This is a genomic window from Nocardia sp. NPDC005366, assembly GCF_040606855.1.
Taxonomy (GTDB): Bacteria; Actinomycetota; Actinomycetes; order Mycobacteriales; family Mycobacteriaceae; genus Nocardia.
Genome location: NZ_JBEXFQ010000005.1, coordinates 215,274 through 239,603, shown reverse-complemented (window position 1 = coordinate 239,603; position 24,330 = coordinate 215,274). Strand labels below are relative to the sequence as shown.

General features: G+C 64.9%; 31 protein-coding genes and 1 pseudogene. 21 read left to right on the top strand and 11 right to left on the bottom strand.

The features are described from left to right. Positions 1-85 precede the first annotated feature (85 nt). A complete protein-coding gene (locus ABZS43_RS08535) occupies positions 86-1,177 on the top strand; it encodes a DUF6545 domain-containing protein (RefSeq protein ID WP_355035177.1) in 1,092 nt (363 codons plus the stop codon). Here the strand turns inward: ABZS43_RS08535 and ABZS43_RS08530 are convergent. Then, entirely contained in the window at positions 1,152-2,531 is a 1,380-nt protein-coding gene (locus ABZS43_RS08530; RefSeq protein ID WP_355035176.1) for a SagB family peptide dehydrogenase, read from the bottom strand. The two genes, ABZS43_RS08535 and ABZS43_RS08530, sit on opposite strands and share 26 nt — an antisense overlap. A gap of 197 nt (positions 2,532-2,728) precedes the next feature. Between ABZS43_RS08530 and ABZS43_RS08525 the strand changes: the two genes are divergently transcribed. Then, positions 2,729-4,510: an MFS transporter gene (locus ABZS43_RS08525; RefSeq protein WP_355035175.1), complete on the top strand. Its 1,782-nt coding sequence runs from the start codon at positions 2,729-2,731 to the stop codon at positions 4,508-4,510. Between the two features lie 20 nt (positions 4,511-4,530). Here ABZS43_RS08525 and ABZS43_RS08520 read toward each other — a convergent pair whose 3' ends face one another. Both ABZS43_RS08520 and ABZS43_RS08515 read right to left on the bottom strand, forming a co-directional pair. Continuing rightward, positions 4,531-4,686 (bottom strand): hypothetical protein, encoded by a 156-nt coding sequence (locus tag ABZS43_RS08520; RefSeq protein WP_355035174.1) that lies wholly within the window; start codon positions 4,684-4,686, stop codon positions 4,531-4,533. 60 nt (positions 4,687-4,746) lie between these two features. Further along, entirely contained in the window at positions 4,747-5,769 is a 1,023-nt protein-coding gene (locus tag ABZS43_RS08515; protein WP_355035173.1) for an ABC transporter substrate-binding protein, read from the bottom strand. Between the two features lie 125 nt (positions 5,770-5,894). Between ABZS43_RS08515 and ABZS43_RS08510 the strand changes: the two genes are divergently transcribed. From ABZS43_RS08510 to ABZS43_RS08490, 5 genes are all read left to right on the top strand, one after another. Then, positions 5,895-7,748 carry an ABC transporter ATP-binding protein/permease gene (locus ABZS43_RS08510; protein ID WP_355035172.1) on the top strand — a complete coding sequence of 618 codons (1,854 nt, stop codon included), beginning with the start codon at positions 5,895-5,897 and terminating at the stop codon, positions 7,746-7,748. Positions 7,749-7,964: 216 nt separating this feature from the next. Then, a complete protein-coding gene (gene rplN, locus ABZS43_RS08505; RefSeq protein ID WP_355035171.1) occupies positions 7,965-8,333 on the top strand; it encodes a 50S ribosomal protein L14 in 369 nt (122 codons plus the stop codon). Between the two features lies 1 nt (position 8,334). Next, positions 8,335-8,652, top strand: a complete 318-nt coding sequence (gene rplX / locus ABZS43_RS08500) for a 50S ribosomal protein L24 (protein ID WP_355035170.1) — start codon at positions 8,335-8,337, stop codon at positions 8,650-8,652. Position 8,653: 1 nt separating this feature from the next. Next, positions 8,654-9,217, top strand: a complete 564-nt coding sequence (gene rplE, locus ABZS43_RS08495) for a 50S ribosomal protein L5 (protein WP_355035169.1) — start codon at positions 8,654-8,656, stop codon at positions 9,215-9,217. A gap of 4 nt (positions 9,218-9,221) precedes the next feature. After that, complete coding sequence (locus ABZS43_RS08490; protein WP_355035168.1) at positions 9,222-9,407, top strand: type Z 30S ribosomal protein S14; 186 nt, start codon at positions 9,222-9,224, stop codon at positions 9,405-9,407. Between the two features lie 352 nt (positions 9,408-9,759). Here the strand turns inward: ABZS43_RS08490 and ABZS43_RS08485 are convergent, their stop codons facing one another. Continuing rightward, complete coding sequence (locus ABZS43_RS08485; RefSeq protein WP_355035167.1) at positions 9,760-10,188, bottom strand: nitroreductase/quinone reductase family protein; 429 nt, start codon at positions 10,186-10,188, stop codon at positions 9,760-9,762. 46 nt (positions 10,189-10,234) lie between these two features. Here ABZS43_RS08485 and ABZS43_RS08480 point away from each other — a divergent pair, with 46 nt between their 5' ends. Next, complete coding sequence (locus ABZS43_RS08480; RefSeq protein ID WP_355035166.1) at positions 10,235-10,411, top strand: amidohydrolase family protein; 177 nt, start codon at positions 10,235-10,237, stop codon at positions 10,409-10,411. Positions 10,412-10,520: 109 nt separating this feature from the next. Here the strand turns inward: ABZS43_RS08480 and ABZS43_RS08475 are convergent, their stop codons facing one another. The 3 genes from ABZS43_RS08475 to ABZS43_RS08465 all read right to left on the bottom strand — a co-directional run bounded on the left by ABZS43_RS08475 (position 10,521) and on the right by ABZS43_RS08465 (position 12,859). Further along, the gene (locus tag ABZS43_RS08475) at positions 10,521-11,174 is read right to left on the bottom strand and encodes a Uma2 family endonuclease (protein WP_355035165.1); all 654 of its coding nucleotides are present in this window, start codon (positions 11,172-11,174) and stop codon (positions 10,521-10,523) included. Between the two features lie 143 nt (positions 11,175-11,317). Continuing rightward, positions 11,318-11,983 (bottom strand): hypothetical protein, encoded by a 666-nt coding sequence (locus tag ABZS43_RS08470; RefSeq protein WP_355035164.1) that lies wholly within the window; start codon positions 11,981-11,983, stop codon positions 11,318-11,320. Between the two features lie 132 nt (positions 11,984-12,115). Next, complete coding sequence (locus ABZS43_RS08465; protein ID WP_355035163.1) at positions 12,116-12,859, bottom strand: hypothetical protein; 744 nt, start codon at positions 12,857-12,859, stop codon at positions 12,116-12,118. Between ABZS43_RS08465 and ABZS43_RS08460 the strand changes: the two genes are divergently transcribed. Next, a complete protein-coding gene (locus tag ABZS43_RS08460) occupies positions 12,838-13,221 on the top strand; it encodes a hypothetical protein (protein ID WP_355035162.1) in 384 nt (127 codons plus the stop codon). The two genes, ABZS43_RS08465 and ABZS43_RS08460, sit on opposite strands and share 22 nt — an antisense overlap. Before the next feature lie 33 nt (positions 13,222-13,254). Here the strand turns inward: ABZS43_RS08460 and ABZS43_RS08455 are convergent, their stop codons facing one another. Together ABZS43_RS08455 and ABZS43_RS08450 are read right to left on the bottom strand one after the other, a co-directional pair. Further along, positions 13,255-13,527, bottom strand: a complete 273-nt coding sequence (locus tag ABZS43_RS08455; RefSeq protein WP_355035161.1) for a type II toxin-antitoxin system RelE/ParE family toxin — start codon at positions 13,525-13,527, stop codon at positions 13,255-13,257. Beyond that, positions 13,524-13,805, bottom strand: coding sequence for a type II toxin-antitoxin system prevent-host-death family antitoxin (locus tag ABZS43_RS08450; protein ID WP_355035160.1), 282 nt, complete (start codon positions 13,803-13,805; stop codon positions 13,524-13,526). Before ABZS43_RS08450 ends, ABZS43_RS08455 begins: the two co-directional genes overlap by 4 nt. Positions 13,806-14,175: 370 nt before the next feature. On the opposite strand from ABZS43_RS08450, the gene ABZS43_RS08445 reads away from it, so the two are divergent. The 3 genes and pseudogenes from ABZS43_RS08445 (at position 14,176) to ABZS43_RS08435 (ending at position 15,884) form a co-directional block, all read left to right on the top strand. Then, positions 14,176-14,502 (top strand): hypothetical protein, encoded by a 327-nt coding sequence (locus ABZS43_RS08445; protein WP_355035159.1) that lies wholly within the window; start codon positions 14,176-14,178, stop codon positions 14,500-14,502. A 61-nt stretch (positions 14,503-14,563) separates the two neighbouring features. Then, positions 14,564-14,806: pseudogene (locus ABZS43_RS08440) on the top strand (YbaB/EbfC family nucleoid-associated protein); the annotation flags it as partial. 580 nt (positions 14,807-15,386) lie between these two features. Beyond that, positions 15,387-15,884, top strand: coding sequence for a hypothetical protein (locus tag ABZS43_RS08435; RefSeq protein WP_355035235.1), 498 nt, complete (start codon positions 15,387-15,389; stop codon positions 15,882-15,884). 114 nt (positions 15,885-15,998) lie between these two features. Here the strand turns inward: ABZS43_RS08435 and ABZS43_RS08430 are convergent, their stop codons facing one another. After that, positions 15,999-16,652, bottom strand: coding sequence for a Uma2 family endonuclease (locus tag ABZS43_RS08430; protein ID WP_355035229.1), 654 nt, complete (start codon positions 16,650-16,652; stop codon positions 15,999-16,001). Between the two features lie 287 nt (positions 16,653-16,939). Between ABZS43_RS08430 and rpsH the strand changes: the two genes are divergently transcribed. From rpsH to map, 9 genes are all read left to right on the top strand, one after another. Next, positions 16,940-17,338: a 30S ribosomal protein S8 gene (gene rpsH / locus ABZS43_RS08425; protein ID WP_355035158.1), complete on the top strand. Its 399-nt coding sequence runs from the start codon at positions 16,940-16,942 to the stop codon at positions 17,336-17,338. A gap of 15 nt (positions 17,339-17,353) precedes the next feature. After that, positions 17,354-17,893, top strand: coding sequence for a 50S ribosomal protein L6 (gene rplF / locus ABZS43_RS08420; RefSeq protein ID WP_355035157.1), 540 nt, complete (start codon positions 17,354-17,356; stop codon positions 17,891-17,893). Between the two features lie 2 nt (positions 17,894-17,895). Next, complete coding sequence (gene rplR, locus ABZS43_RS08415; RefSeq protein WP_355035156.1) at positions 17,896-18,303, top strand: 50S ribosomal protein L18; 408 nt, start codon at positions 17,896-17,898, stop codon at positions 18,301-18,303. 70 nt (positions 18,304-18,373) lie between these two features. Continuing rightward, the gene (gene rpsE, locus ABZS43_RS08410; protein WP_355035155.1) at positions 18,374-19,039 is read left to right on the top strand and encodes a 30S ribosomal protein S5; all 666 of its coding nucleotides are present in this window, start codon (positions 18,374-18,376) and stop codon (positions 19,037-19,039) included. Then, complete coding sequence (gene rpmD, locus ABZS43_RS08405) at positions 19,039-19,218, top strand: 50S ribosomal protein L30 (RefSeq protein WP_109525427.1); 180 nt, start codon at positions 19,039-19,041, stop codon at positions 19,216-19,218. The genes rpsE and rpmD overlap by 1 nt, the downstream gene beginning before the upstream one ends. 1 nt (position 19,219) lies before the next feature. Next, on the top strand, positions 19,220-19,663 hold the full coding sequence (gene rplO / locus ABZS43_RS08400) for a 50S ribosomal protein L15 (protein WP_355035154.1): 444 nt from the start codon (positions 19,220-19,222) through the stop codon (positions 19,661-19,663). A 166-nt stretch (positions 19,664-19,829) separates the two neighbouring features. After that, a complete protein-coding gene (gene secY / locus ABZS43_RS08395) occupies positions 19,830-21,152 on the top strand; it encodes a preprotein translocase subunit SecY (RefSeq protein ID WP_355035153.1) in 1,323 nt (440 codons plus the stop codon). Further along, positions 21,149-21,694 carry an adenylate kinase gene (locus tag ABZS43_RS08390; protein WP_355035152.1) on the top strand — a complete coding sequence of 182 codons (546 nt, stop codon included), beginning with the start codon at positions 21,149-21,151 and terminating at the stop codon, positions 21,692-21,694. Before secY ends, ABZS43_RS08390 begins: the two co-directional genes overlap by 4 nt. 65 nt (positions 21,695-21,759) lie before the next feature. Beyond that, the gene (gene map, locus ABZS43_RS08385) at positions 21,760-22,563 is read left to right on the top strand and encodes a type I methionyl aminopeptidase (protein ID WP_355035151.1); all 804 of its coding nucleotides are present in this window, start codon (positions 21,760-21,762) and stop codon (positions 22,561-22,563) included. Between the two features lie 105 nt (positions 22,564-22,668). Here map and ABZS43_RS08380 read toward each other — a convergent pair whose 3' ends face one another. Beyond that, entirely contained in the window at positions 22,669-24,174 is a 1,506-nt protein-coding gene (locus ABZS43_RS08380) for a hypothetical protein (RefSeq protein WP_355035150.1), read from the bottom strand. Between the last annotated feature and the right edge of the window lie 156 nt (positions 24,175-24,330).

The window sequence follows — 24,330 nt, the reverse complement described above, 5'->3', positions numbered from 1 at the left end:
CTGGAGTCGAACGCGCCTATCTTCGACCCATGAGGGATCCGGCCGGAGACGATATCGAGGCAGCCTCCCGCCGGGAGACGCGGGCATGACGGCGGTCCCGCTCGTTCCGGTGGTGCTGATCACCGGGTTCGCGATCCTGGTCGCTGCGTTGCGGTGGATATTCCTGCACGACAACGTGACCGACCGTCTGATCAACCGAGCGTTGGGGCTGGCCGGGATCGGAATGCTCATCGCGGTCGTGGCGACGCGGCCCGCTGTCCCGATCATCGTCACGCACCTCGGCGGGATCGCCGGATTGTTCACCGCCAGCGCGCTCTACGGTGTCGCGCGGATGCTCGACGGCGCGGATCCGAAGGAGGCCCGCCTGCGTCAGCGCCGATACGATCTGGTCGCCCTGAGCGTGTCGGTGCTCACCGTGCTGATCAACGCATCGGTCGTTCTGCATCTGACGTCCGTCGACGTTTCGTCGCGCTGGCACAGCGCTTGCTCCGCCGCGTCCTGTCTGCCGCTCGCGGTGTCCGGATTCCGCCTCATGCGCGCGAGTATCCGTGAGATCCGTTCCGCCGATACTCCCCTCGCTGAACGGATCGCCTACTGCTCGCTGATCTGCGTCGCGGTCTTCTGGATGTGTTATGCGCCGATCCTGCTCGTGCGATACCGCTTGGGGCTTCCGCCGGACGATCCGGGAAAGGGTTGGGCGCTGAGCGGATTCGCCTTCTTCGCCGTCATCACGGCACTGCTCGCGATTCCCTTGGTGCGAATGGCCGTGGTGTGGTTCGGGTGGGATCGCGAGAGCAGGGACTGCCGCAGGTTGGCTCCGCTGTGGACCGATCTCACCGCGGCGGTTCCGCATATCGCGATGGCGCCCGACGAAGCGCGCCGCCGCGCTCCGGCCCAGCGCCGGTACCGGATGACGATCGAGATTCGTGACGCGCTGCTGCATCTGCGCAGGCACGCGGACGGTGACGGCCACGACGACATCCGCGGTGACACACTGCGTATCGTGCGCAGTACAGAGATCGGACTCGTCGCCTATCCGGGTGACGAGTCCGCCGACCGCCACGACGTGGAACTGCGCTATCTGTTGAACATGGCGCGCCGGTGGCCTGAGGCCAAACGCGCCTACTTCGACGCGCATCGGTCGCCGCGACTCAGCGCGGCGCGGGGGAACCGATGATGATGCTTCCGACGCTGCACTCCTTGAGTTCGTCGACCCCGGCTGCCGCGACGAAGGCCGCGGTATCGCCGAAACCCTGCGCGCACGCGCCGAGACCCATGGCCGTCGCGGCCAGGTAGATGGTCTGCGTCAGCACGCCGACATGTTTGAGGATGACGGAGTAGGCCACCTGCTCGTAGGTCCACATGATCCGGCCGGAGCGCGCCGCCATGACGAGCAGCACCTGCGGATCGGCGCCGTCGGCCAGCGTCGCCCGTGTCGAGGTCAACAGCCGCGTCACCGCGGGTGAATCCGCGGCGGCGACCGGTCGCAGCACATGATCGAACGAATCGTAGTGGTACATACCGGGTTCCAGCCCGGCGACAGTGCGCACCACCGGGTAGAGCTCGAGTTCGTAGACGCCGCCGCCGGAGGGGTAGGGCCGCGAGAGGAGTTCCTCGCCTTCGCCGACGGACCGGGTGCCCCGCGTCCGTCCCGTGCGATACAGCAATTCGGCCAACTGCTCCAGCGTGATCGGACGCGCGTCGTCGAAAGCGCGGGTCGACACCCGATCTTCGAGGACGGCGGTGAGGCTGGGGTCCTCGACGCGCTTGGCGGCCAGATCCGGTGCCGGCAGCGCGATCGGCTCGCCGGGGTAGTTCGGCTTACGGGCCGTCGGCTGAGGGAATTGCCCCCTACCCCATGCGGTCGGGCCGAAATGCTCCCAGGTGACGGTGCGTTCGCCGAGCGTGCTGCGGCGGTGGAACCACAGATCGGGCGCGCTCCAACTGCGGGTGGCGAAGTCGCGATCCTCCGCGTCCGCGTCGGGAACCAGGAATCCGCACCAGTGCAGATCCTCGGCGAACTGCGATTTGACGGCGATCGGCACAGTGGCGTCGGCCGCGCCCGGCCCGTCGAGCAGGGCGAGCAGTCGTGGGTCGTGAATCCGCAGATCGCACCAGCCGCGCGGGTGTTCGAGGACGAAACCCTCCGAATCCCGGTGCAGCACGGCGAATTTGGACAGCGTCGCGGACCAGCGTGGCGGAGTCGTCGGGCGCGGGGCGGGCCGGCCGAACGGACGGATCGTGTAGAGATCGCGTCCGCCGTCGCGGACCGTGACCGCGAGCCAGCCCGCGTCGGCGAGTCGATCCATCAGACCCGCGACATCGGCTCCGTCCGCCCCCGCCGACATTTCGGTGACCGTCGCCGGACCCCGGTTGAGGGTTTTGAGCGCCTGGAGTTGGCCTGCGGTGAGGCCGGTCAACTTCTCGTTACGCGGCGGGTTCAGCAGTACCGCACCCGCGGGTGTGGTCAGGCAGGTGACTCCGGCACGCAGCGCGAATCTGGTCTGGTCGGGATATGTGACGGCAGACAATGCCGCTAACCTCCGCTGATCGAGCCGATCTGGTCGAGTACGTCCCCGACTCGGCTCGGGGCCGTCAGGGCAAGTCAGCGAAGCCTAACCTATCTATTCCGCTCCGACGAAGGGGTGTCCGCAGGTTGGGATTGCCACTTGATCGTTACGTCAGCTAACTATATTGTTTGCCGAAGTAAATTCTCCGAGGGGCTGCCGTGACGACTTCATCCACCGATCTCGACCTGGGCGATGTCCAGACCATCCGGCGTCGGCTGCGCTACGACCGCGATCATCCGCGCTACAAGTGGATCGTCCTGACCAACACCACCCTCGGCGTGCTGCTCACCGCGATCAATTCGTCCATCCTGCTGATCTCGCTGCCCGCGATCTTCCGCGGCGTCGGCCTGAACCCGCTCGACGCGGGCAATGTCGGCTATCTGCTGTGGATGCTGATGGGTTACCTGCTCGCCACCGCCGTCCTCGTGGTCATGTTCGGCCGACTCGGCGATATCTACGGACGGGTCCAGATCTACAACCTCGGGTTCGCGGTCTTCGCGATCTGCGCGGTCGCCCTGTCCTTCGATCCGTGCCACGGCGGGGCGGGCGCGATGTGGATCATCGTCTGGCGCGTTGTGCAGGGCGTCGGCGGCGCCATGCTGATGGCCAATTCCTCGGCGATCCTCACCGACGCCTTCCCCGCGAATCAGCGCGGCACCGCACTCGGCATCAATATGGTCGCCGCGGTGGCCGGATCATTCCTCGGCCTGCTCATCGGCGGCGTGCTGTCGGAATGGGATTGGCGCGCGGTGTTCTGGGTGAGCGTCCCGATCGGCGTGATCGGCGCGGTCTGGTCCTATCGCTCGCTGCACGAGGTCGGAGTCCGCAGCGCGGGCTCGCTGGACTGGGCGGGCACCCTCACCTTCGGCCTCGGACTCACCGCGCTGCTCACCGGCATCACCTACGGAATCCAGCCGCACGGCGGCCACGCCACCGGCTGGACCAGCCCCTTCGTGCTCGGCTCCGTCATCGGCGGTCTCGCGTTGCTCGCCGCGTTCTGCGTGGTGGAAAAACGGGTCGCGCAACCCATGTTCAATCTCGCGCTGTTCCGCAATCGCGCGTTCGGGCTCGGGAACTTCTCGAATCTGATGGTCTCCATCGGTCGCGGCGGCATGCAGTTCATGCTGATCATCTGGTTGCAGGGCATCTGGCTGCCGCTGCACGGATACGACTTCGAGACCACTCCGCTGTGGGCCGGTATCTACCTGCTGCCGCTGACCGTCGGATTCCTCACCGCCGGGCCGATATCGGGCTGGCTCTCCGACCGCTACGGATCGCGCCTGTTCACCACGGGCGGCGCACTGCTCACCGGCGCCACCTTCATCATGTTGCTCGTCATCCCGGTGGATTTCGACTATCGGGTCTTCGCCCTGATCATCCTGGTCAACGGTGTCGGCAGCGGACTGTTCTTCTCGCCCAATACCGCCGCCATCATGTCCAGCGTGCCCGCCTCGCAGCGCGGCGCCGCCTCCGGTATGCGCGGCACCCTGTTCAACGGCGGCAACGCCCTGTCCATGGGAGCCTTCTTCTCCCTCATGGTCGTCGGCCTCGCGGCGAGCCTTCCCTCCGCGCTGGACGAGGGCCTGCGCGCCCAGGGCGTCTCGGCGGCAGCCGCCTCGGAACTGGCCGGAATGCCACCGGTGGCCAGCATGTTCGCCGCGTTCCTCGGCTTCAACCCGATCGAGGAATTGCTCGGCCCCTCGGGGGAATTGAATAAGCCCGGCGTCGATGCCGAGGTGCTGACCGGGCAGGAATTCTTCCCGCACCTGCTCACCGGACCCTTCCACTCCGGACTGGTGGTCGTCTTCCTCGCCGCCGCGGTCATGATGCTCCTGGCGGCCGTCGCCTCGTGGTTCGCGGGCGATGAATATGTGCACGAGGAGGACGAGGAACTCGCCGAGGCCGCCGAACGCGCGGCAGACCCGGTCCCCGTGCGCTGATTCGGGCGTCTTGCCGCGATTCAGCTGCCGTGATAAGTCCACATCTCGGCCATGCGGCCCTCCGACACTCGGACCAGCCAGATCAAGCGGCTCGCCTGCCCGTCGGCATCGACACCGCCGACGGCGGCGACCAGGTTGCCTTCAGTCAGGAAAGTGTCGATCCAGAAGCGCGCCACGATCCGCTTGGACCCCTCGAAGTCATGCCTGTCATCTCCGGTTCTCTCTTTGTCGTTGAGCTACTCGGCTACAGAAGGCAGCACCGGTATCAGCGTGTCCAGTAGATGGACCGCCGACAGCGCGGTCGGCTGTTCCATCGCGGCGATCTCCTCGGCGCTGAGGAAGACGACCGCGTTCCTTCGGGTCGCGGCGAGGTCGGCGTAACCGGGCAGGCCGCGGTAGGTCGCGTCGAGGCCGGGGGAGTGACCGGCGAGTAGGAGATCGGCCCCGACCTGGGCGAGGTCGTCCGGGGACAGCAGCACGTGCCCCTGGGCGGCGGGGCGGGTCGTGAGGGTGTCGGGAAGGCGCAGGCCGAGGCGGGTGAACACCTCGCCCGTGACCGCACTCGGCTCGGTGAGCGCGAACAGTTGCGCGTCGCTCGCCAACCACGTTGCCGCGTAGGTCTTTCCGGCGAGACCAGGATTGGCTCGAACCGCTTCGGTGAGTTTCGTGTCGTAATCGGCGAGGTAATCCGCTGCCCGCTCCGTCTCGCGCAGCACTGTGCCGAGCATCGTGATCTCCTCGCGCCATGACACGGCCGGGTCGCGGGGGATCGTCGGGGCCAGGGCCGCGAGACCGTCGTAGGTCGCGCGGTCGGCGGCGAGTCGGTCGAGCAGAATCAGATCCGGATGCAGCGCGGCGATCTGCCCGGCCAGATCGCCTGTCGCGTCCAACTGTCGCGCGGCGTCGAGCGTGCCCGTTCGCCACGGCGGTGGATCCCCTGGCGGCGTCGCGAGCCGTGCGATGGGCGTGACCCCGAGCGCGAGGGCGGCATCGACCCATTGATCACCGAGCGCCACAACATTTTTCGGCGTCCCGGTGACGGTGGTGGCGCCGAAGGCGTGGGTGACGGTGACCGGTGCCGGGTTCGGCCGCTCATCCCGGGTCGGGATGGTGCACGCGGTCACGTGCGGCGCGAGTACACAGGCCAGCACCGCGATCACGACGGCACGAACAGTCTTTCGGTTCGGGGCCGGGTAGTCGCGTCCCGTCCGGCGTAGCTGTCGGCCGCGCCCGCGTCTGCCTACATCACCCCGGCGCATGGCCTAAACCCTAGGCCCCACCCGGCCCGGCGCCGCCGATCGCACAGTCCTCGCTCGGTCCGCGCGCGGCGGGGTCGCAGGTTAGACTGCGCGGGCTTTGCCGCATCGTGGGATTGGGAGCTCGGGTGACGACGTCGAGGGATTGGGCCAACGAGGTCGGGGAGTCGGTGCAGTGGATACTCCTCGCTTTCTCGATCACCGCGGTGGTTTTCGCGCTGGTCGCGGTGCTGGTCTTCCGCTACACCAAATGGGGCCGCCAGTTCTGGTCGGTCACCGGGGATTTCTACAAGGGCCGCGGCGCGGTGCCCACCCTGCTGTTCGTCGCGGCGCTGCTGTTCATGACGGTGTTCTCGGTCCGCATGAACGTGCTGTTCTCCTACTGGTACAACGACATGTATTCGTCGTTGCAGGACGGCGCCGCGGCCCTGGCCAAGGATGATTCCGGCGCACTCGACATCGCGCGTGACGGGTTCTGGAGCGCGATGATCCTGTTCGCGGTGCTGGCCACCGTGCACGTGGTGCGCGCCCTGCTCTACTTCTTCCTCGGCGAGGCCTTCGATATCCGGTGGCGGGTCTGGCTGACCGAACGGGTCACCGTCGATTGGCTGCGTGATCGCGCCTACTACCGCGCCCGGTTCATCGACAACACCATCGACAATCCCGATCAGCGTATTCAGCAGGACATCACCGATTTCGTGCAGACCTCGCGCATCCTGTCGATGGGCGCGGTGAACGCGGTGGTCTCGATCGCCTCCTTCGCGAAGATCCTGTGGGATCTGTCCGGCCCGATCACCATCCTCGACACCGAGATCCCGCGCGCGATGGTGTACCTGGTGATGATCTACGTGCTGCTCACGACCTTCGTCGCGTTCTGGATCGGCCGACCGCTGATCCGGTTGAACTTCCTCTACCAGCGCGTCACCGCCGACTTCCGTTACGCGTTGGTGCGGTTGCGCGACAGCGCCGAGAATGTGGCCTTCTACCGGGGTGAAGGCGTCGAACAGCGCGGACTGCTCGGCCGCTTCGCCGCGGTGATCTCGGCGTACTGGTCGATCGTGTTCAGGAACCTGAAGTTCCAGGGCTGGAACCTCGCGGTGAGCCAGACTGCCGTGGTGTTCCCCTTCCTGTTGCAGGGGCCGAGGTTCTTCGCGGGCCAGATCAAGATCGGCGACATGATGCAGACCGCCCAGGCCTTCGGGGAGATCCACGACGCGCTGTCGTTCTTCCGTACCTCCTACGACGACTTCGCCGCCTACCGCGCCTCCCTGATCCGACTCGACGGCCTGCTCGTCGCGGCGGGCGAGTCGAGGAAACTGCCCGCGCTCACCGCCACCGAACTCGACGACGCGGTCCGGTTGACGAAGATCGACGTGCGCAAACCCGGCGGCGACGTCCTCATCGACAATCTGAACCTGAACCTGACCCCCGGTGACGCCCTCGTGGTCAAGGGCGCCTCCGGCAGCGGCAAGACCACCCTGCTGCGCGCACTCGCCCAGATGTGGCCCTACGCCGACGGTGAGATCGGCCGCCCGGGCGGTTCCGAATCGCTGTTCCTTTCCCAGATCCCCTACCTGCCGCTGGGCGACCTGCGTTCGGCCGTCGCCTACCCGGGCCGACCGGAGGATCTGTCCGACGCGCGGCTCGGCGAAGTGCTGAACCAGGTGCACCTCGGCCATCTCGTCGACCGCCTCGACGAGCAGGCCGACTGGGCCAAGGAACTGTCCCCCGGTGAACAGCAGCGGATCGCGTTCGCGCGGGTACTGCTGCTGAAGCCGAAGGTCGTCTTCCTCGACGAGGCCACCTCGGCCGTCGACGAGGGTCTCGAATTCTCGCTGTACTCCCTCGTCCGCACCGAACTGCCCGAAACCGTGCTGGTCAGCGTGGCCCACCGCAGTACCGTCGACCGCCACCACACCCAGCGCCTCGAGCTGCAAGGCAGCGGTCCCTGGACGCTGGGGCCGATCGAGGCGAAGGTCTGACCCCGATTTGGGCAGACCTTGGCCTTCACCTATGCTTGACCGGTTGCCTGCGGGAGCTGTGCCCGCAATCCGGCCGTGAACCCCCAGTGGTGGTGTTCGAGTTTCCGAGCTCGTGACGTCGAAACCGCTGGCAGGCGCGCGTTCGGTTGGTGACATGACCACGCCCGTCGGGTCGGCAATCCGGCGTGCTTATACGTCCAGGTCAAGGAGGCTGAAGTGATTCAGCAGGAGTCGCGACTGCGCGTCGCCGACAACACGGGAGCGAAGGAAATCCTTTGCATTCGTGTGCTCGGCGGTTCGTCGCGTCGCTATGCCGGTATCGGCGACATCATCGTCGCCACTGTCAAGGACGCCATCCCCGGCGGCAACGTCAAGCGGGGTGAAGTCGTCAAAGCCGTTATCGTGCGCACCGTCAAAGAGCGTCGTCGTCCGGACGGTTCCTACATCAAGTTCGACGAGAACGCGGCCGTGCTGATCAAGCCGGACAACGACCCGCGTGGCACCCGCATCTTCGGCCCGGTCGGGCGCGAACTGCGCGAGAAGAAGTTCATGAAGATCGTCTCGCTGGCTCCGGAGGTGCTCTGACATGAAGGTGCACAAGGGTGACACCGTTCTCGTCATCTCGGGCAAGGACAAGGGCGCCAAGGGCAAGGTCATCCAGGCCTACCCGGCGACCAACAAGGTCCTCGTCGAGGGCGTGAACCGGATCAAGAAGCACGTCGCGGACTCCGCCAACCAGCGCGGCGCCTCCTCGGGCGGCATCGTGACCCAGGAAGCTCCGATCCACGTGTCCAACGTGATGATCATCGACTCCGATGGCAAGCCCACCCGCGTCGGCTACCGCGCCGACGAGGAGAGCGGCAAGCGGGTCCGGATCTCCCGTAAGAACGGGAAGGACATCTGATATGACCACCTCTGAGAAGGTCCAGCCCCGGCTGAAGCAGCGCTACCGCGAGGAAATCAAGGACGCGCTGAACGGCGAATTCAACTACGCCAACGTCATGCAGATCCCCGGCGTCGTCAAGGTCGTCGTGAACATGGGTGTCGGCGACGCCGCCCGTGACGCGAAGCTGATCAACGGCGCGGTCAAGGATCTCGAGCTGATCACCGGCCAGAAGCCGGAGATCCGCAAGGCGACCAAGTCCATCGCGCAGTTCAAGCTGCGTGAGGGTATGCCCATCGGCGCGAAGGTCACCCTGCGTGGCGATCGCATGTGGGAATTCCTGGACCGCCTGGTCTCCATCGCGCTTCCCCGTATCCGCGACTTCCGCGGCCTGTCGCCGAAGCAGTTCGACGGCAACGGCAACTACACGTTCGGCCTGAGCGAGCAGTCGATGTTCCACGAGATCGACGTGGACTCCATCGACCGCCCGCGCGGTATGGACATCACCGTGGTCACCACCGCGACCAATAACGAAGAAGGCCGTGCCCTGCTCAAGCACCTCGGCTTCCCGTTCAAGGAGAACTGAGCACATGGCTAAGAAAGCACTGGTCAACAAGGCCAACGCCAAGCCGAAGTTCGCGGTCCGCGCCTACACCCGCTGCCAGCGGTGCGGTCGCCCGCACGCGGTCTTCCGCAAGTTCGGCCTGTGCCGTGTGTGCCTGCGTGAGATGGCGCACCGCGGCGAGCTCCCTGGCGTTCGCAAGAGCTCCTGGTGAGCGTGCGCCCCTAGGGGCGCTCTCAACTGCATAGCACGTGAAGGCACGGACTCGATGAGTCCGTGCCTTCACGTGTTCCGGCCTGAGTGGACATTCCCAGCCGTCGCCGACACGAATCTGTCCACACGAGGTAAGAACGTCCGTATAGGCCGCTCGCCCATCAGCCGCCGGGGTTGTCGTCGACTCCGGGAGCGGGTCTGATCGGTCGGTGGTTCCGATCCCTGATATCAATCCCTATGGGCACGAGCTACCGGCCGTCCGGAATCCGAGATGTACTCGCCGTGGTCGGCCGGTCGATCCAGGGACACGCCATGACCTCATCGTAGGTGCGGCACAGTCACATTCACACTGGTCAGGCGTGACGGAGCGCAAGTACCGGTATCGTGCGGATGCCTCGAGTCTTCTCGGCGTACCCGGCGAAGCCGGGATAGCGGCGCGCCTGCTCGGCGAAGAGTCGATCTCGTTGTGCCCCGGTGACTTCGGTGACCGTAACCGGGTAGGTCTCGGTGCCGCGTTCGATCGTGGCTTCCCCGGCAGTGGTCAGGTTGTAGTACCAGTCTGGATTGGTCGGCGCGCCGGCTTTTGAGGCGAAGACGTAGATGAGGTCGGGTTCGTGCTCGTCGGGCAGGTACATCATCGGACTGACCAGCTCCCTTCCGGTGCGCCGGCCGCGATGATGGACCAGAACGACCGGGGCGCCCTCGAACGGGCCGCCCACCCGGCCTTCGTTGGCCCTGAACTCGGTGATGACCTCGGTGTTCCAGTCACGGGGATCGCTCATGGTGTGCATCTTTCCGGCATGAGCGCACCGCGTCAGCCCGGCACGCGTGGACGACCGCCTCGGCACCATCGAATCCGGCAAACTCGCCGATATCGTCGTGGTCCGCGGCGATCCGGTGCACGACATCGAAGCGGTCGGCCGTCCCGAGAACATCCTGTTGGTCATGAAGGACGGAAAGGTCCGTAGTGATCGAGGCGCGTTCTTCACCCTCGCCGACAGGTGATCGACGCGCCACGGCCGACGCCGATGAGTGACGGGTCAGCAGTAACGACGACTACGTCGCCTGCGCCCTGTCGATACGTCCCCGCCCGGCGGTAGAGCGCGTCGAGGACTCAGAATTCGAGTTCGGTCCAGGGAATGGCGATCGGGAACGGGAAGTCGATCGCGATCACCTCGGAATCGGCGGGGGACCATTTGCCCGCCAGGATGTAGTTGGCCTGGTGCAGGGGAGTCACGCCCGGTGGGAGGGTGCCGTGGGTGGTTTCCAAGGCGTAGGCGTGTACGAAGGCGATCTCGCTGCGCTGTGGGGCGAGCTCCACTTCCCAGTACCAGGGAATGCCGCCGCCGGCGTAGCGCGCCTTCTTGTCCTCGATATCGGTTTGCTTGTTGGACGGTGAGAGAACCTCGCCGACCAAGAGAGCATCGGCGGCGCGAATGTCCTGGTACGGCTGGTCGAGGCAGCGGTAGGCCACGAAATCCGGTGTGACGAAATCGGACTTACCGTGGTCGCCGAAGAAGACATTAGTTTCGAAGTCGACGCGCCAGCAGCGTTCCGGTCGTTCGGACATCGCTGAACGTGCGCAGCGTTTCAGCGCGCTGGTCAGTGCGAAGGTGAACGCCTGGTGTTCTGCGGGCCCGCGCCGCAACCACACCACCCGGCCCTCCCACAGTTCGATCTGCGTCGCGACTTCCTCGGGTAGTTGCTCGAGTTCCTCCCAGGTCATGTACTCCGGGAGGTCGGGGCGCTCGACATGCGGGGCGGACATGGCGTCATGGTAGACCGGATCGCGGCCAGGGAGATCTGGTTCGTCGTCCCCGGGCAGGGGCCAGAGGGCATCCGACCCTGTCCGGTAGATATTGTGCGCCGCGGTCCGTCGAATCCGATCCGGTTACTGGGCCAAGTCGGTTACTACCAGCAGTACCGGTAGTCGCCGCTGCCCCGGCATTCCACCTCGTAATCCCACTGGTCGGGGATATCGGAGTTGGGGATGACAGCACCAGCCGCACCGCCGACCGCCATACCGCCGAGCAGGCCGACTATCAGTCCGATCGGCAGGCTGATCGGGATCAGCAGGCCCGAGGCGGCGATGCCGATCACGATGCCGACGAAAGCGCCCGCGATACCGCCCAGCGCCGCGCCGATGCCCATGCCCGCTTCGATACTGCGCTGCCTCGGAGAGGTTTTGCGCCAGTATCCGATGTCCTGCGCGGTGACATCGGCGACCAGGGTTGTGCTGTCGGCGGTGGGGCGCGGTGCGAGCGTGATCACCTGGTCGTCGACCGTGAAGACCAGGGGCAGGCTCGCCACGGCGCTGCCGTCAGCCGCGCTGAGCTCGATGGTGTCCTCGGTGAGCCGAAAATTTCCTCCGGTGATCATCGCGTCGAGTGTTGTGCCGTCGCTGCCGCGTTGGAAGGTGAAGCCGATGCCGCGGTCGATGCCCTGCGCGATCCGCGGCGCGGCCGTTGCCGCGTCGACGTGGTCGGTGGCGTGCGGGGAGGCGGCGGCGGTGCCATCGGTGATGGCGAGTGCCACGATGCTCAGCAGTGCGGTAGCGGCGAATTTGGTGAGTTTCATTTCTCCTGCGTTCTTGACTTTTCGATCGATCGGCACGTGGCGTTCAGGCCGTGGCCGGGTCGGATCACTCGATCACTCCGGCGGGCAGAGGTCGAGGGTGGTGGGTGATAAGGGTGGTTATCGCGGTGACTCTCACGCGGCGCCTTGTGCGGTCGCATCGTGGTGGGCGTGAGCGGGTTTCAGCGCGTCGAGTGCGGCGCGAAGCAGACGATCAATACCCGAATAAATTGTGGTGCAGTCATTCTCGATACTCTGCGCCTTCTTGTGGATCACGCCTGCCGCCTGTTTGACCCGGTCGACGGTGCCGAGCTGGTCCAGCGCCTCGGAGATCTTCTCCTCGGCGGTGGTGATCTGCGCGGTGTCGGACCGGGTGTTCGCGGTGAGCGCGCTTGCCCGCAAGAGTTGCAGTGCCGTCCGCAGCAGGTCGGGATCGTCGTTATCGGTGTCGAAGGCCAGGACGATCCTTCGCGGGCCGAGTACACGAATAGCGTTGTTTCCGTTCTGCTTTCGGTAGCGGACCAGTCCGAGCGAGGCGACCGCGCCACGGTTGCGCTCGGTCTCGTCGAGATAGTCGTTCCACTTCTTGCTGCCCGAATCCGACATCTCGATCGCCACTTTGGCGATACCGCCGGAAATGGTCAGCAGACCGTCACCCTTCTTCGAATGGGCGACAGCGCCGGTGACACTGCTGGTGTCGACGTACTCGTCGCCGAGTCCCGTGGCGAATTCGGTACGCGCAAGGTATTCGGCGATTACATCGACGTCTACGACCTGTCCAGGGTGGATTCGACCCGATCGAAGATGCGGCTTTGCCTCCTGCCGTGCCCTGGACGGATGCCGACCTGAAGACCGTGATGGAAGAGCGGATCGCGACATGCGGGATCGAGCCGGGGCAGTGGCTCGACGTGGAGTGGCCACCGACCGGAGGCATGAGCGACGAAGGCCATGTGCACTGGACGGAATTCGAGCCATGCGAGAAGCATTACGAGACGTATGACGAATCGGGAGACGAATCGGCTTTTGGAGACTGCGAGAGTTGCCGTCAGCGCGAGCGGGTTGTCGACAAGGCCAAGTGGACGTTCCATACAACCGTGCGGACCAACAGGATCTACTTCGATGGCGCCGGTCACGAGCGTGATCGGGAGGAAGATTCAGATGCCGGTGTCGAGGTAGCGGTGATCGAGCAGGATCCTGAAGACATTCTGATCGGTCCATCTGGTGAGGGACGGTATTGGTAATTGGGCGGCGCAAGATTGGCGGAGTTGCGACCCTCAGGTCCGTCGCCGATAGATGGCGCTCCTATGGCCGACGTCGATGACCAAGATGATCAATCGGCCATCGACGATCTCGTACACCGCGCGATAGTTTCCGCACCGAAGCCTGAACTGTCCCGGCGTACCCGACATCGGTTTCACCGCCTGGTTCGGGGTGTACGGGTCATCTCCCAACGCCGCCAACGCATTCAAGAGGGCTATCGCATCACGCTGGGGAATCGCGCGGAGGTTCCGCTGGGCGAGCGGGCGGAACTCGAAGGCATACTTCACACCGCGCCGGCATTCGGCTCTTGCAGAACCTGGGCATACATTTCGGTGAGGCTCACACCGGGCGAGCCATCGTCGGCCGCCCGCGCTTCGGCTGCCATCCGGCCGAGCTCCTCATCCTCCCATTCTTCGAGTTTCTCCAGCATGAAGAGGGGAATGAAGGCTCCTACACGAACGCCGTCGCGGGTCACCACGGTGACAGCGCCGTCTTCCACCGCGCTGTCTACTACCTTCGCTAGGCTTGCACGGAACTCACGGATTGTCAGCGCTTCGTCTGCCATACTTCGAAGTGTACACATTTTGTGTACACGGCCTGCGGATTCGTCGTCATGATCACGTCGGTGCCGGCATCGTGCGGGGCGGTTCGCCCCCGATTTGTCCTGGTCACACCAGTGGAGACACCGACCCGGTTGGCTAGGCCGTTCCAGAGGTCGAGCGTACTGACGGTGGACCAGGATCCGGTAGAACGGTTTGGCGGTCGGCTTGCCGCCGGGCGCGCGTGCGGCGACGAAGGGGCGATACGCGCCGGATAGAGAATCGCGCTCAGACATCGCCACTCGGATGCCAGGAAGGTTTCGATGAACGGCATACCCGACGCGTCGACGAATTCCAATAAGAACAGCCTCGTCTTCTTCAACGGCCCCGAGTGAAATGGACGACAACCCCACCGTGCCGCCTCCCGATCAATCCCTCCTCGCCCGCACCGGCGGAGCCGTCGCGCAGATGTCCCTCGGGATCATCGCGGGCGGATTCCTGTACTGGCTCACGCTCATAGCCGTCCTCCAAGCGGAGATCAGCATTATCGACACCGACCTTCCCTTCGGCATCGATGTCTGGCTTCTGCCCATGCTTCCGCCCGTGGCACTCGGCGCATTCCTGCGGTACGCCGTCCCCCGATTCGCCATCGCGTGGACGGCGCTGATAGTCGGTTGTCTCGTGATCGGCGGAGGGTTTTCGGCCCTGCTCCTCACCTGGTGACCATATCCCCTGCGACAGTTCAAGTTTCCCCACCCCTGGGGGGTGGGAGTTCGGGAGTGACATGGGGGATCGAAGCTCGGAATCAAAGCGGATCGAGCGGCTCCATACGGCTATGGCTCGCTCGCGCGGGACGGCTTCGTCGTCGGACGGCGCCGTCACCGTCGCGGTCGGTGCGAACGGGGTGCTGCACGCGATCGAGTTGGGGGACGGGTCGGCGCGGCTGTCGGTGCGCCAATTAGCCGATGTAGTAGTGGAATTGCACAAGATCGCGTTCGCGCGAGCGGGGGCCGCCGTGCGGGAGGCTATCGAAAACCTCGGCGATGACGAAGACGACACAGCCGCATCAGAGTCCGACACCGATCGCGAAAGCGGCGATGACTCCGATGGATTCCAGCGATCGTCCCGCGACGAATCATCGCCCGAGGAATCGCCCCCCGATATCGCGCCGCCTGTTTCCGATGGGTACGACGTCGATCCCACAGCGAGCCGCCGCGACAACCCCGACTCACCCACGGAAAGCGCGGCGGCGCACGATATGTCGCTCGGTCATGTCATCGAGCCGTTCGACACTCCCGACGATGATGACGACATCTACTTCACCGCTACCGCCGAGCCTGTTCGGCCCCGGAGGGTGCCCCGGAGTCCCGATGCCGTGCACGGTGCCGTGCGGGCACGTAGTCGTATTCCACCGGTGGCAGGTGACTTTCCGCATGGCGAAAATCAGGAGCCGGTCGAACGGCCGCCCGTGCCGACATCGGATGCCCCGCTGGTAGCCTCGTTGCGTGAACAGCGTGGGGGAGTTCGTAGTCGGCATAGATTTCCAAGCATTACAGCGCGCCCGGAGCCGTACGATCACATTGGGCACGTTCTCTGCTGCTTGCGATGTGGCTGCGGCAGTCGGGTTCGTAGTGCTCGGGCTGTTACTCCTCTTGTCGGCCGAACCGATCGGCCTCCTGCTGTTCGCGCTCGCCGCCTTGTTCGCCTACTTCGGGATTCGCAAACTGCGCGCATTTCGGAAGGTGCGAAATATGTGGCAGGACAAGGGTATGCCGCCGTGGGCGATGCGACTCTCCGGCTTCGGTGTGGAGATGAAGAGTGATGCCACCCCGGAATCGGTCTTCCTGCCGTGGGGCACTGTTCAGGGGTTTCGATTGCACCGGTGGAGGCGTCAACACTTCGTCGTCATCGACATCTTCCCCGGAGTCGACGCGAGGACTCCCGGCGTGGTCGGGCTCGAGAATCCTGACGTGCAAAACGCTCTGAACAAACACATCTTCGGCACCAAGGGGTTGCGCTTCGCTCTGAGTAATCTGGACCAGCCGGTATCGGCCGTGGATCACGCTGTTGCCTACTTCACCGCAGGGCGGGTCCGAGTTCACTGAGTGATGGTCATTCCAGGTGTGGTGGCGTGAGGAGAATCAAACGCGGGGCTCTCGCTTCGCGTCCAGATCTACAGTCTCCCAGTCGAATCCGGGGGTGGCGGTGCGACCGGATGGTCAGAATTCGAGCTCGCTCCACGGGATGTGAATGGGGAAAGGGAATTCGGTGCTGATCGCGTCGGAATCCTTGGGTGTCCATTTTCCGGTCAGCAGGTAATTAGCCGGATACAAAGGATGGACGCCCTCGGGCAGCGGGCCGTGGGAGGTTTCGAGGGCGAAGGCGCGGATCATCGCGATCGCGCTCTTCTCGCGCGCCAAGGTCACTTCCCAGTACCAGGGGATTCCCGCTTTCGCGTATTTGGCTTTCTTCTCATCGATATCGGTCTGTGAGTTGGATGGGGAGAGGACCTCACCCGCGAGCAGGACGTCGTCGGCACGCACATCCTGATACGGCTCGGGCAGGCACCGCTGCACCAGGAAGTCCGGTGTGACGAAATCGGACTTACCGGCCCGCCCGAAGAAGATGTTGGTCTCGGTGTGGACCCGCCAGCAATGCTGTGGATCGCCTGCCATGTCGTTTCGGGCGCAGCGGCGGAGGCCGCTCCAGATCAGATTGGTGAACTCCTGATGCTCCGCAGGCCCACGCCGCACCCACATCACACGCCCGTCCCATAGCTCGATCTGGCGTGCGACCTCGTCTGGCAGTTGCTCGAGCTGCTCCCATGTCATGTATGCGGGGAGGTCGGGGCGTTCGACCAGCGGACTCGCCATGACGCTCATGATAGTTGTGTGACGACCGGTTCGACCCCTGATTTTGTCCTGGTCAGGCCGTTGCCTACACTAGAGCGGTTGCCTGGGCATATCTGTGTCCGCATATCTCCGATGTAGTGTCCGGATCGACGTGCGGCCAGCCCCGGCACCGAGCGCTCGTAAGAGAACTCATCCGGTCGGCAAGTGTCGGCCGGACCAGCCCCATTGCTGTAGGCCCACGGCCGTCATGCCTCGCGCAGGTCGGTGTTGTATGGGAACCGCGGCGAGAAAGGTGTCGAGGTCTAACCATGACCATGACTGATCCGATCGCAGACTTCTTGACGCGTCTGCGCAACGCCAACTCGGCGTACCACGATCAGGTGAAGGCTCCGCATTCGAAGATCAAGGTGAATATCGCCGAGATCCTCAAGCGCGAGGGTTACATCGCCGACTACCGGACCGAGGATGCCGAGGTGGGCAAGGCCCTCGTCGTCGACCTCAAGTACGGCCCCAGCCGTGAGCGCAGCCTGCAGGGCCTGCGTCGCGTGTCGAAGCCCGGTCTGCGTGTGTACGCGAAGTCCACCAACCTGCCCAAGGTCTTGGGCGGCCTCGGCGTGGCGATTATTTCCACGTCGACCGGTCTGCTCACTGATCGTCAGGCGGCCAAACAAGGCGTGGGCGGCGAAGTCCTCGCCTACGTCTGGTAACGGGAGGTCAGGACAATGTCGCGTATTGGCAAGAAGCCCATCGCAATCCCCGCGGGTGTCGAGGTGAACATCGACGGCCAGGTCGTCTCGGTGAAGGGGCCCAAGGGCACCCTGTCCCACACGGTCGCCGAACCGATCACCATCACCAAGGGTGAGGACGGCCAGCTCGAGGTCGCTCGCCCGAACGATGATCGTCAGAACCGCTCGCTGCACGGCCTGACCAGGACCCTGGTGTCCAACATGGTCGAGGGCGTGACCAAGGGCTACGAGAAGAAGATGGAAATCTTCGGCGTCGGTTACCGCGTGCAGGCCAAGGGGTCGAACCTCGAGTTCGCTCTCGGCTACAGCCACCCGGTGCCGATCGAGGCCCCCGAGGGCATCACCTTCGCGGTGGAATCGCCCACCAAATTCGCTGTGTCCGGAATCGACAAGCAGAAGGTCGGTCAGATCTCCGCTGTGATCCACGGACTGCGCAAGCCCGACCCGTACAAGGGCAAGGGCATCCGCTACGCCGGCGAGGTCGTTCGCCGCAAGGTCGGAAAGACGGGTAAGTGATCATGGCGCAAACCGAAAACCAGATCGCCAAGCGCAAGCCGCGTGGCAAGGACGTGTCCACGACGCGTCGTCTGTCGAAGACCCGCCGTCACTTCCGTCTGCGCAAGAAGGTCGTCGGCACCACCGAGCGTCCGCGCCTGGTGGTCAACCGCTCCTCGCGTCACCTGCACGCGCAGCTCGTCGACGACTCGATCGGCAAGACCATCGCCGCCGCGTCGTCCATCGAGGCCGATGTGCGCGCACTGGACGGCGACAAGTCGGCCAAGAGCAAGAAGGTCGGCGAACTGCTGGCCGAGCGTGCCAAGGCCGCTGGCGTCGATGCCGTCGTATTCGACCGTGGTGGTCACGATTACCACGGCCGCATCGCGGCGCTGGCCGATGCCGCTCGCGAAGGTGGGTTGAAGTTCTAATGAGCGGAGCTTGCGGAGCGAGTATTCAACACAGCTTGCGATTCGATTTCATCAACGGAAGGAACGTCTGATGCCGGGACGTCAAAGGCGTGACGGCGGCAGCGGACCCGCCGGACAGCAGACTGGTGCCGCCGGTGGCGGCGACAACCGCGACGGCCGCGGCGGTGGCCGTGATCGGCGCGGCGGCGGTGACCGTCGTGACCAGCAGACCGATAAGAACCAGCTCGAGCGCGTCGTAGCGATCAACCGCGTCTCCAAGGTCGTGAAGGGTGGTCGTCGCTTCAGCTTCACCGCCCTCGTGATCGTCGGTGACGGCAACGGTCTGGTCGGCGTCGGCTACGGCAAGGCCAAGGAAGTTCCCGCGGCCATCCAGAAGGGTGTCGAGGAGGCTCGTAAGGGCTTCTTCCGCGTTCCGATGATCGGCTCCACCATCACCCACCCGGTTCAGGGTGAGGCGGCGGCCGGTGTGGTCATGCTGCGTCCGGCTTCGCCCGGTACCGGTGTGATCGCCGGTGGTGCGGCTCGTGCCGTGCTGGAATGCGCTGGCATCCATGACATTCTGGCGAAGTCGCTCGGTAGCGACAACGCCATCAACGTCGTGCACGCGACGGTTGCGGCACTCAAGATGCTGCAGCGTCCGGAAGAGGTCGCGGCCCGTCGTGGCCTGCCGCTCGAGGACGTCGCCCCCGCGGGCATGCTGCGCGCACGCGCTCAGGCAGCGGGAGGTGCCAGGTAATGGCAGATCTCAAGGTGACCCAGATCAAGTCGTCGATCGGCGCCAAGGTGAACCAGCGGGAGAGCCTTCGCACGCTCGGCCTGCGGAAGATCCGTCAGACCGTGGTTCGTGAGGACACCCCTCAGAACCGTGGCCTGATCAACGTCGTGCGCCACCTCGTGACAGTTGAGGAGGTCTGACATGACCATCAAGTTGCATCACCTGCGTCCGGCTCCGGGCTCCAAGACCGACAAGACCCGTGTGGGTCGCGGTGAGGGCTCCAAGGGCAAGACCGCGGGCCGTGGTACCAAGGGCACCAAGGCGCGCAAGAACGTCCCCGCCGCCTTCGAGGGTGGGCAGATGCCGCTGCACATGCGGCTGCCCAAGCTCAAGGGCTTCACGAACCGGTTCCGTACCGAGTACCAGGTCGTGAACGTCGGCTCGATCGCCAAGCTGTTCCCCGAGGGCGGCGAGGTCGGCAAGGCCGAGCTGGTCGCGGCCGGCGCGGTTCGGAAGAACCAGCTGGTCAAGGTCCTCGGCGACGGCGAGATCGGCGTCGCGGTCCAGGTGACCGTCGACAAGGTGACCGGCTCCGCCAAGGAGAAGATCACCGCTGCCGGTGGCACTGTCACCGAGCTGGGCTGACGGTACTCTCAACGTAGTGGGCACCGGACGGGTGAAGGCCCGTCCGGTGTCGCTGTTAGAGTTCAATTGTTGTCTGCCAAGCCACGTCATGGTTTTCGGCTTCTCCAGAGTTGGACATCGCTGAAATATCCATGTCATGACCATGTCGTTCGCGCCAGGAGGATTTGTGCTTTCCGCCTTCGTATCGGCCTTCCGGACTCCGGACTTACGGCGGAAGATTCTCTTCACGCTGGGGTTGATCGCGTTGTACCGCATGGGTGCCGCGCTGCCGTCCCCCGGCGTCGACTACAAGGCGGTGCAGGAATGTATCGACCTGGTCTCCGGTGGTGACTCCCAGGGCATCTACCAGCTCATCAACCTGTTCTCGGGTGGTGCGCTGCTGCAGTTGTCGGTCTTCGCGATCGGCATCATGCCCTACATCACCGCCAGCATCATCATTCAGCTGCTGACCGTCGTCATCCCGCGGTTCGAGGAACTGCGCAAGGAAGGCCAATCCGGCCAGACCAAGATGACGCAGTACACGCGCTATCTCTCGATCGCGCTGGCGATCCTGCAAGCAACGGGTCTCGTCGCGCTCGCGGCGCGCGGTCAGTTGCTCCAGGGCTGCCAGAAGGACATCCTGGCGGACACCAGTATCTTCGGCATGATCATCATCGTGCTGGTCATGACCGCTGGCGCGGCGCTGGTCATGTGGTTCGGCGAGCAGATCACCGAACGCGGCGTCGGCAACGGCATGTCGCTGCTGATCTTCGCGGGTATCGCGGCCAGGATCCCGACCGAGGGCAAGAACATCCTCGACAGCCGTGGCGGTCTGATCTTCGGCCTGGTCCTCGTGGCGGCTTTCGTCATCATCGCCGCGGTGATCTTCGTCGAACAGGGCCAGCGGCGGATACCCGTCCAGTACGCCAAACGGGTGGTCGGCCGCAAGATGTATGGCGGATCATCGACCTACCTGCCGTTGAAGGTCAACCAGGCGGGCGTCATCCCGGTGATCTTCGCCTCCTCGCTGTTGTACCTGCCGAACCTGGTCGCTCAGCTGACGGGTTCGCAGAACGCGAAGGATCCGAGTTGGTGGCAAGAGGTCATCCAGAAATACTTGGTGAACCCGGGCAACCCGGTCTACATCGCGATCTACTTCGGTTTGATCGTGTTCTTCACCTACTTCTACGTCGCGATCACCTTCAACCCGGAGGAACGCGCGGATGAGATGAAGAAGTTCGGCGGCTTCATCCCCGGCTATCGTCCCGGTAGGCCGACGGCCGACTATCTGAATTTCGTCCTGAGCCGCATCACCCTGCCCGGCTCGATCTACCTCGGTCTCGTGGCAGTGCTGCCCAACCTGTTCCTCGATATCGGCTCCTCCGGCGGTGCGCAGAACCTCCCGTTCGGCGGCACCGCGGTGCTCATCATGGTGAGCGTCGGTCTCGACACGGTGAAGCAGATCGAGAGCCAGCTGATGAATCGAAATTACGAAGGGTTCCTCAAGTGAGAGTTGTATTGCTCGGTCCGCCGGGTGCCGGCAAGGGCACCCAGGCCGTCCTGCTGTCCGAGAAGCTGGGCGTCCCGCACATCTCCACCGGGGATCTGTTCCGCGCGAATATCAGCCAGCAGACCCCGCTGGGCCGTGAAGCGCAGAAGTACATGGATGCCGGCGATCTGGTGCCGAGCGACGTCACCAACCGCATGGTCGAGGCCAGGGTCGCCGAGCCGGACGCCGCCAACGGCTTCGTGCTCGACGGCTACCCGCGCACCATCGACCAGGCCGATGCCCTGGAGAAGATCCTCGGCGATATGGACACGAAACTGGACGCGGTCCTGTGCTTCGTCGTCGCCGAGGACACCGTGGTCGAGCGGATGCTCGCGCGCGGTCGCGCCGATGACAACGAGGACGTGATCCGCAACCGGCTCCGGGTGTACCGCGAGGAGACCGAGCCGCTGCTGCAGCATTACGACGGTCTCGTTGTCACGGTGGACGGGATCGGCGAGGTCGACGACGTCAACGCGCGCGCTCTGCGCGCGCTGGGACAGTAATGTCCCCAACCTGGGTAATGTCCCCAACCTGGGTAATGTCCCGGAATCGGGAGCGCTGAGCCGCGATGGTCTTCGGCCGTAGCAAGAACAAGAAGGTGGTGCCCTTCCGCACCGCCGGTGAGCTGGACGCCATGGCGGCGGCGGGTGCGGTCGTCGGCCGTGCCCTGGTCGCCGTGCGCGCGGCGGCCAAGCCGGGGGTGTCAACCCTGGAACTGGACGAGGTCGCCGAACAGGTGATCCGGGACGCCGGTGCGGTGCCCTCCTTCAAGGGCTATCACGGATTTCCCGCGTCGATCTGCGCGTCGGTGAACGACCGCGTTGTACACGGGATTCCGGTCGCCGAGGAGATGCTCACCGAAGGCGATCTCGTTTCCATCGACTGCGGTGCGATTCTCGATGGCTGGCACGGCGATTCGGCGTGGACGTTCGGGGTCGGCATCATCATCGAGGCCGACGAGTTGCTGAGCGAGGCGACGAAACTGTCGATGGAGGCCGGTATCGCGGCGATGCTGCCGGGTAATCGGCTCACCGATGTCTCGCACGCCATCGAACTCGGCACTCGCGCGGCCGAGGAGAAGCACGGTCGCGCCTACGGCATCGTCGACGGATACGGCGGACACGCGATCGGGCGTGAGATGCATATGGATCCGTTCCTGGCGAACGAGGGCGCGCCGGGTAAGGGGCCGAAACTCGTCGTGGGTTCGGTGCTGGCCATCGAGCCGATGTTGACCCTCGGTACCACCCAGACGAAGGTGCTCGACGACGACTGGACCGTGGTCACCACCGACGGTTCGCGTGCCGCGCACTGGGAGCACACCGTCGCGGTCACCGAGGACGGTCCGCGAATTCTCACCCTTCGCCCGGAGTAATCCTCCACTCGCGCAACTGTCCGAACGCACCCATGGCCTTCCGGCCGGGGTGCGTTCGTCTGTATCTGCGGTCGCTTCGGGGATCGATGGATGAGGACGTGGCGCTCAGGACTGGCCGGTCTTACGGAAGAACAGCACGTGATCGTGGTCGATGAGCGGCATGGTCTTGCGGACCTGACGGATGCCGCCGCTGGGCAGATACGTCAGATTCGCGAAGCCCTGGGTGTTGCCGAAGGCGGAGCGGAGTTTGGTCTCGGTGGCGAAATGCGCGCCGTAGGCGGCGAGCATGCCGAAATCCAGCGGTGCCAGCGGTTCATCCAAGGTGGCCGGTCCCGCCGGACGGCCGAGCGCGGCGTACTGGGTGGCCCGGCCCTGTTCGTAGCGGCACAGCTCGTAGGACATGTTCGCGGTCGCGGTGACGCTGAAGACCGGCCACTGTCGCGAGAGCCGAAGCGCCAGCGGATTTCTGCCGACCGGCGACAGTTCCCAGTTCATGCTCATGACGGTGACCCATCCGCCATAGGACAGTTCGATCAGCACCACATCGTCGCCGAGCGTGCTCGAGGTGTTCAGCTCCGGGTCGCCGATCACCCAATCGTCTTCGTCCGCGGTGAGATAGGTCGCGCTGTCGACGAGGTGGATATCGTCGAGGGCATACGCCTCGATGATGGCCGCACGCAGGAGGTTGATGGCGTTCTTGTCCGGACAGCGCACACCGAGCGCACCGAAGGTCGGGCCGATCTCGACAGGAGCCGAGGGCGGATCGGGATCTTCGCCGGGCGCGAGCGGGCGCAGACCGACCAGCGCCAAACGCCAGTTGATCTCCTCGACCGTCGATAGGTCGCCCGAGGTCTTGCGCAGGATTTGCTGCTGGGTCAGGCGCCCCGCCTGCTCCAGGGTGCGGCATTCCAGTTCGACCAGCGCGTTGTACGACTTCGGGGTCAGATCGAGATCGCGAATACCGCAGGCGCGCAGCCGAATCGTCATACTCGTTGAGGTGAACGCGGCATACCGCTCGCGGTACATCGAGATCGCCTGCTTGCGGGAGCGCCCGACCATCAGGGTGCGCAACAGCGTGCTCAGACTCTGCAGGTATTTGCCCGCCAACTCCGGATTCGCGGCGGCGAGTTCGCTGCGGATACGCGCGGCGTCCTCGGTCGCGGCGACGGCGGCATTCTGATCGAGGCGTCCGAGCCAGACCCCGCATTTCCCGAGGCAGTCCGCGCACATGCCCGCGACCGCCGGATCGCTCTGCGCGGCTTGTAGATATACCGCGCACGCGCCACGGATGGTGCTCGCCGCCAACTCACGCCGGTTGGCCGAGCGGGTCGCCTGTTCGAAAACGCGCAGCGCTTCCTGCAACTCGCCAGCGGAACGCGCCGACACATTCCCGTTGGCGAACCAGTGCAACCGCAGGCCCACCGCCTCCTGGGCGGGCGCGAGGGCCTCGAGGGTCCGGTCCCTGCGCGCGGCCGGATCGGTCTTCGTGGCGATCATGGCTTTGGCGAGTTCGACCAGTGTCGTGGCCAGTCGTAGTTCGGCGTCGACCGTTCGGTCTCTGGCGGCGCTACGATCCGCAGCTACCTGACGCTCGATCGCGCTCAGTTCCATCGCGAACCCAACTCCCGCATCACCTTCCGCATACGGTCGTCGATCGGCCGCATTCGTGCTCGCGCAGAGTCTGCCATATGTCGGGCTCACACGCCCAAGACAATGCGGAGTTGATCGGGTACGCTCCCGCCAGCGCCCGAACCAGTAGCGGCGCCG

Excerpts from the sequence above, each read along its gene's own strand:
- ABZS43_RS08535 (WP_355035177.1), top strand. The coding sequence starts at position 86 with ATGACGGCGGTCCCGCTCGTTCCGGTGGTGCTGATCACCGGGTTCGCG.
- ABZS43_RS08515 (WP_355035173.1), bottom strand. The coding sequence starts at position 5,769 with ATGCGCCGGGGTGATGTAGGCAGACGCGGGCGCGGCCGACAGCTACGC.
- rplX (WP_355035170.1), top strand. The coding sequence starts at position 8,335 with ATGAAGGTGCACAAGGGTGACACCGTTCTCGTCATCTCGGGCAAGGAC.
- rplE (WP_355035169.1), top strand. The coding sequence starts at position 8,654 with ATGACCACCTCTGAGAAGGTCCAGCCCCGGCTGAAGCAGCGCTACCGC.
- ABZS43_RS08490 (WP_355035168.1), top strand. The coding sequence starts at position 9,222 with ATGGCTAAGAAAGCACTGGTCAACAAGGCCAACGCCAAGCCGAAGTTC.
- ABZS43_RS08485 (WP_355035167.1), bottom strand. The coding sequence starts at position 10,188 with ATGAGCGATCCCCGTGACTGGAACACCGAGGTCATCACCGAGTTCAGG.
- ABZS43_RS08475 (WP_355035165.1), bottom strand. The coding sequence starts at position 11,174 with ATGTCCGCCCCGCATGTCGAGCGCCCCGACCTCCCGGAGTACATGACC.
- ABZS43_RS08470 (WP_355035164.1), bottom strand. The coding sequence starts at position 11,983 with ATGAAACTCACCAAATTCGCCGCTACCGCACTGCTGAGCATCGTGGCA.
- ABZS43_RS08460 (WP_355035162.1), top strand. The coding sequence starts at position 12,838 with ATGGAAGAGCGGATCGCGACATGCGGGATCGAGCCGGGGCAGTGGCTC.
- ABZS43_RS08465 (WP_355035163.1), bottom strand. The coding sequence starts at position 12,859 with ATGTCGCGATCCGCTCTTCCATCACGGTCTTCAGGTCGGCATCCGTCC.
- ABZS43_RS08450 (WP_355035160.1), bottom strand. The coding sequence starts at position 13,805 with ATGGCAGACGAAGCGCTGACAATCCGTGAGTTCCGTGCAAGCCTAGCG.
- ABZS43_RS08445 (WP_355035159.1), top strand. The coding sequence starts at position 14,176 with ATGGACGACAACCCCACCGTGCCGCCTCCCGATCAATCCCTCCTCGCC.
- ABZS43_RS08430 (WP_355035229.1), bottom strand. The coding sequence starts at position 16,652 with ATGGCGAGTCCGCTGGTCGAACGCCCCGACCTCCCCGCATACATGACA.
- rpsH (WP_355035158.1), top strand. The coding sequence starts at position 16,940 with ATGACCATGACTGATCCGATCGCAGACTTCTTGACGCGTCTGCGCAAC.
- rplF (WP_355035157.1), top strand. The coding sequence starts at position 17,354 with ATGTCGCGTATTGGCAAGAAGCCCATCGCAATCCCCGCGGGTGTCGAG.
- rplR (WP_355035156.1), top strand. The coding sequence starts at position 17,896 with ATGGCGCAAACCGAAAACCAGATCGCCAAGCGCAAGCCGCGTGGCAAG.
- rpsE (WP_355035155.1), top strand. The coding sequence starts at position 18,374 with ATGCCGGGACGTCAAAGGCGTGACGGCGGCAGCGGACCCGCCGGACAG.
- rpmD (WP_109525427.1), top strand. The coding sequence starts at position 19,039 with ATGGCAGATCTCAAGGTGACCCAGATCAAGTCGTCGATCGGCGCCAAG.
- rplO (WP_355035154.1), top strand. The coding sequence starts at position 19,220 with ATGACCATCAAGTTGCATCACCTGCGTCCGGCTCCGGGCTCCAAGACC.
- map (WP_355035151.1), top strand. The coding sequence starts at position 21,760 with ATGGTCTTCGGCCGTAGCAAGAACAAGAAGGTGGTGCCCTTCCGCACC.
- ABZS43_RS08380 (WP_355035150.1), bottom strand. The coding sequence starts at position 24,174 with ATGGAACTGAGCGCGATCGAGCGTCAGGTAGCTGCGGATCGTAGCGCC.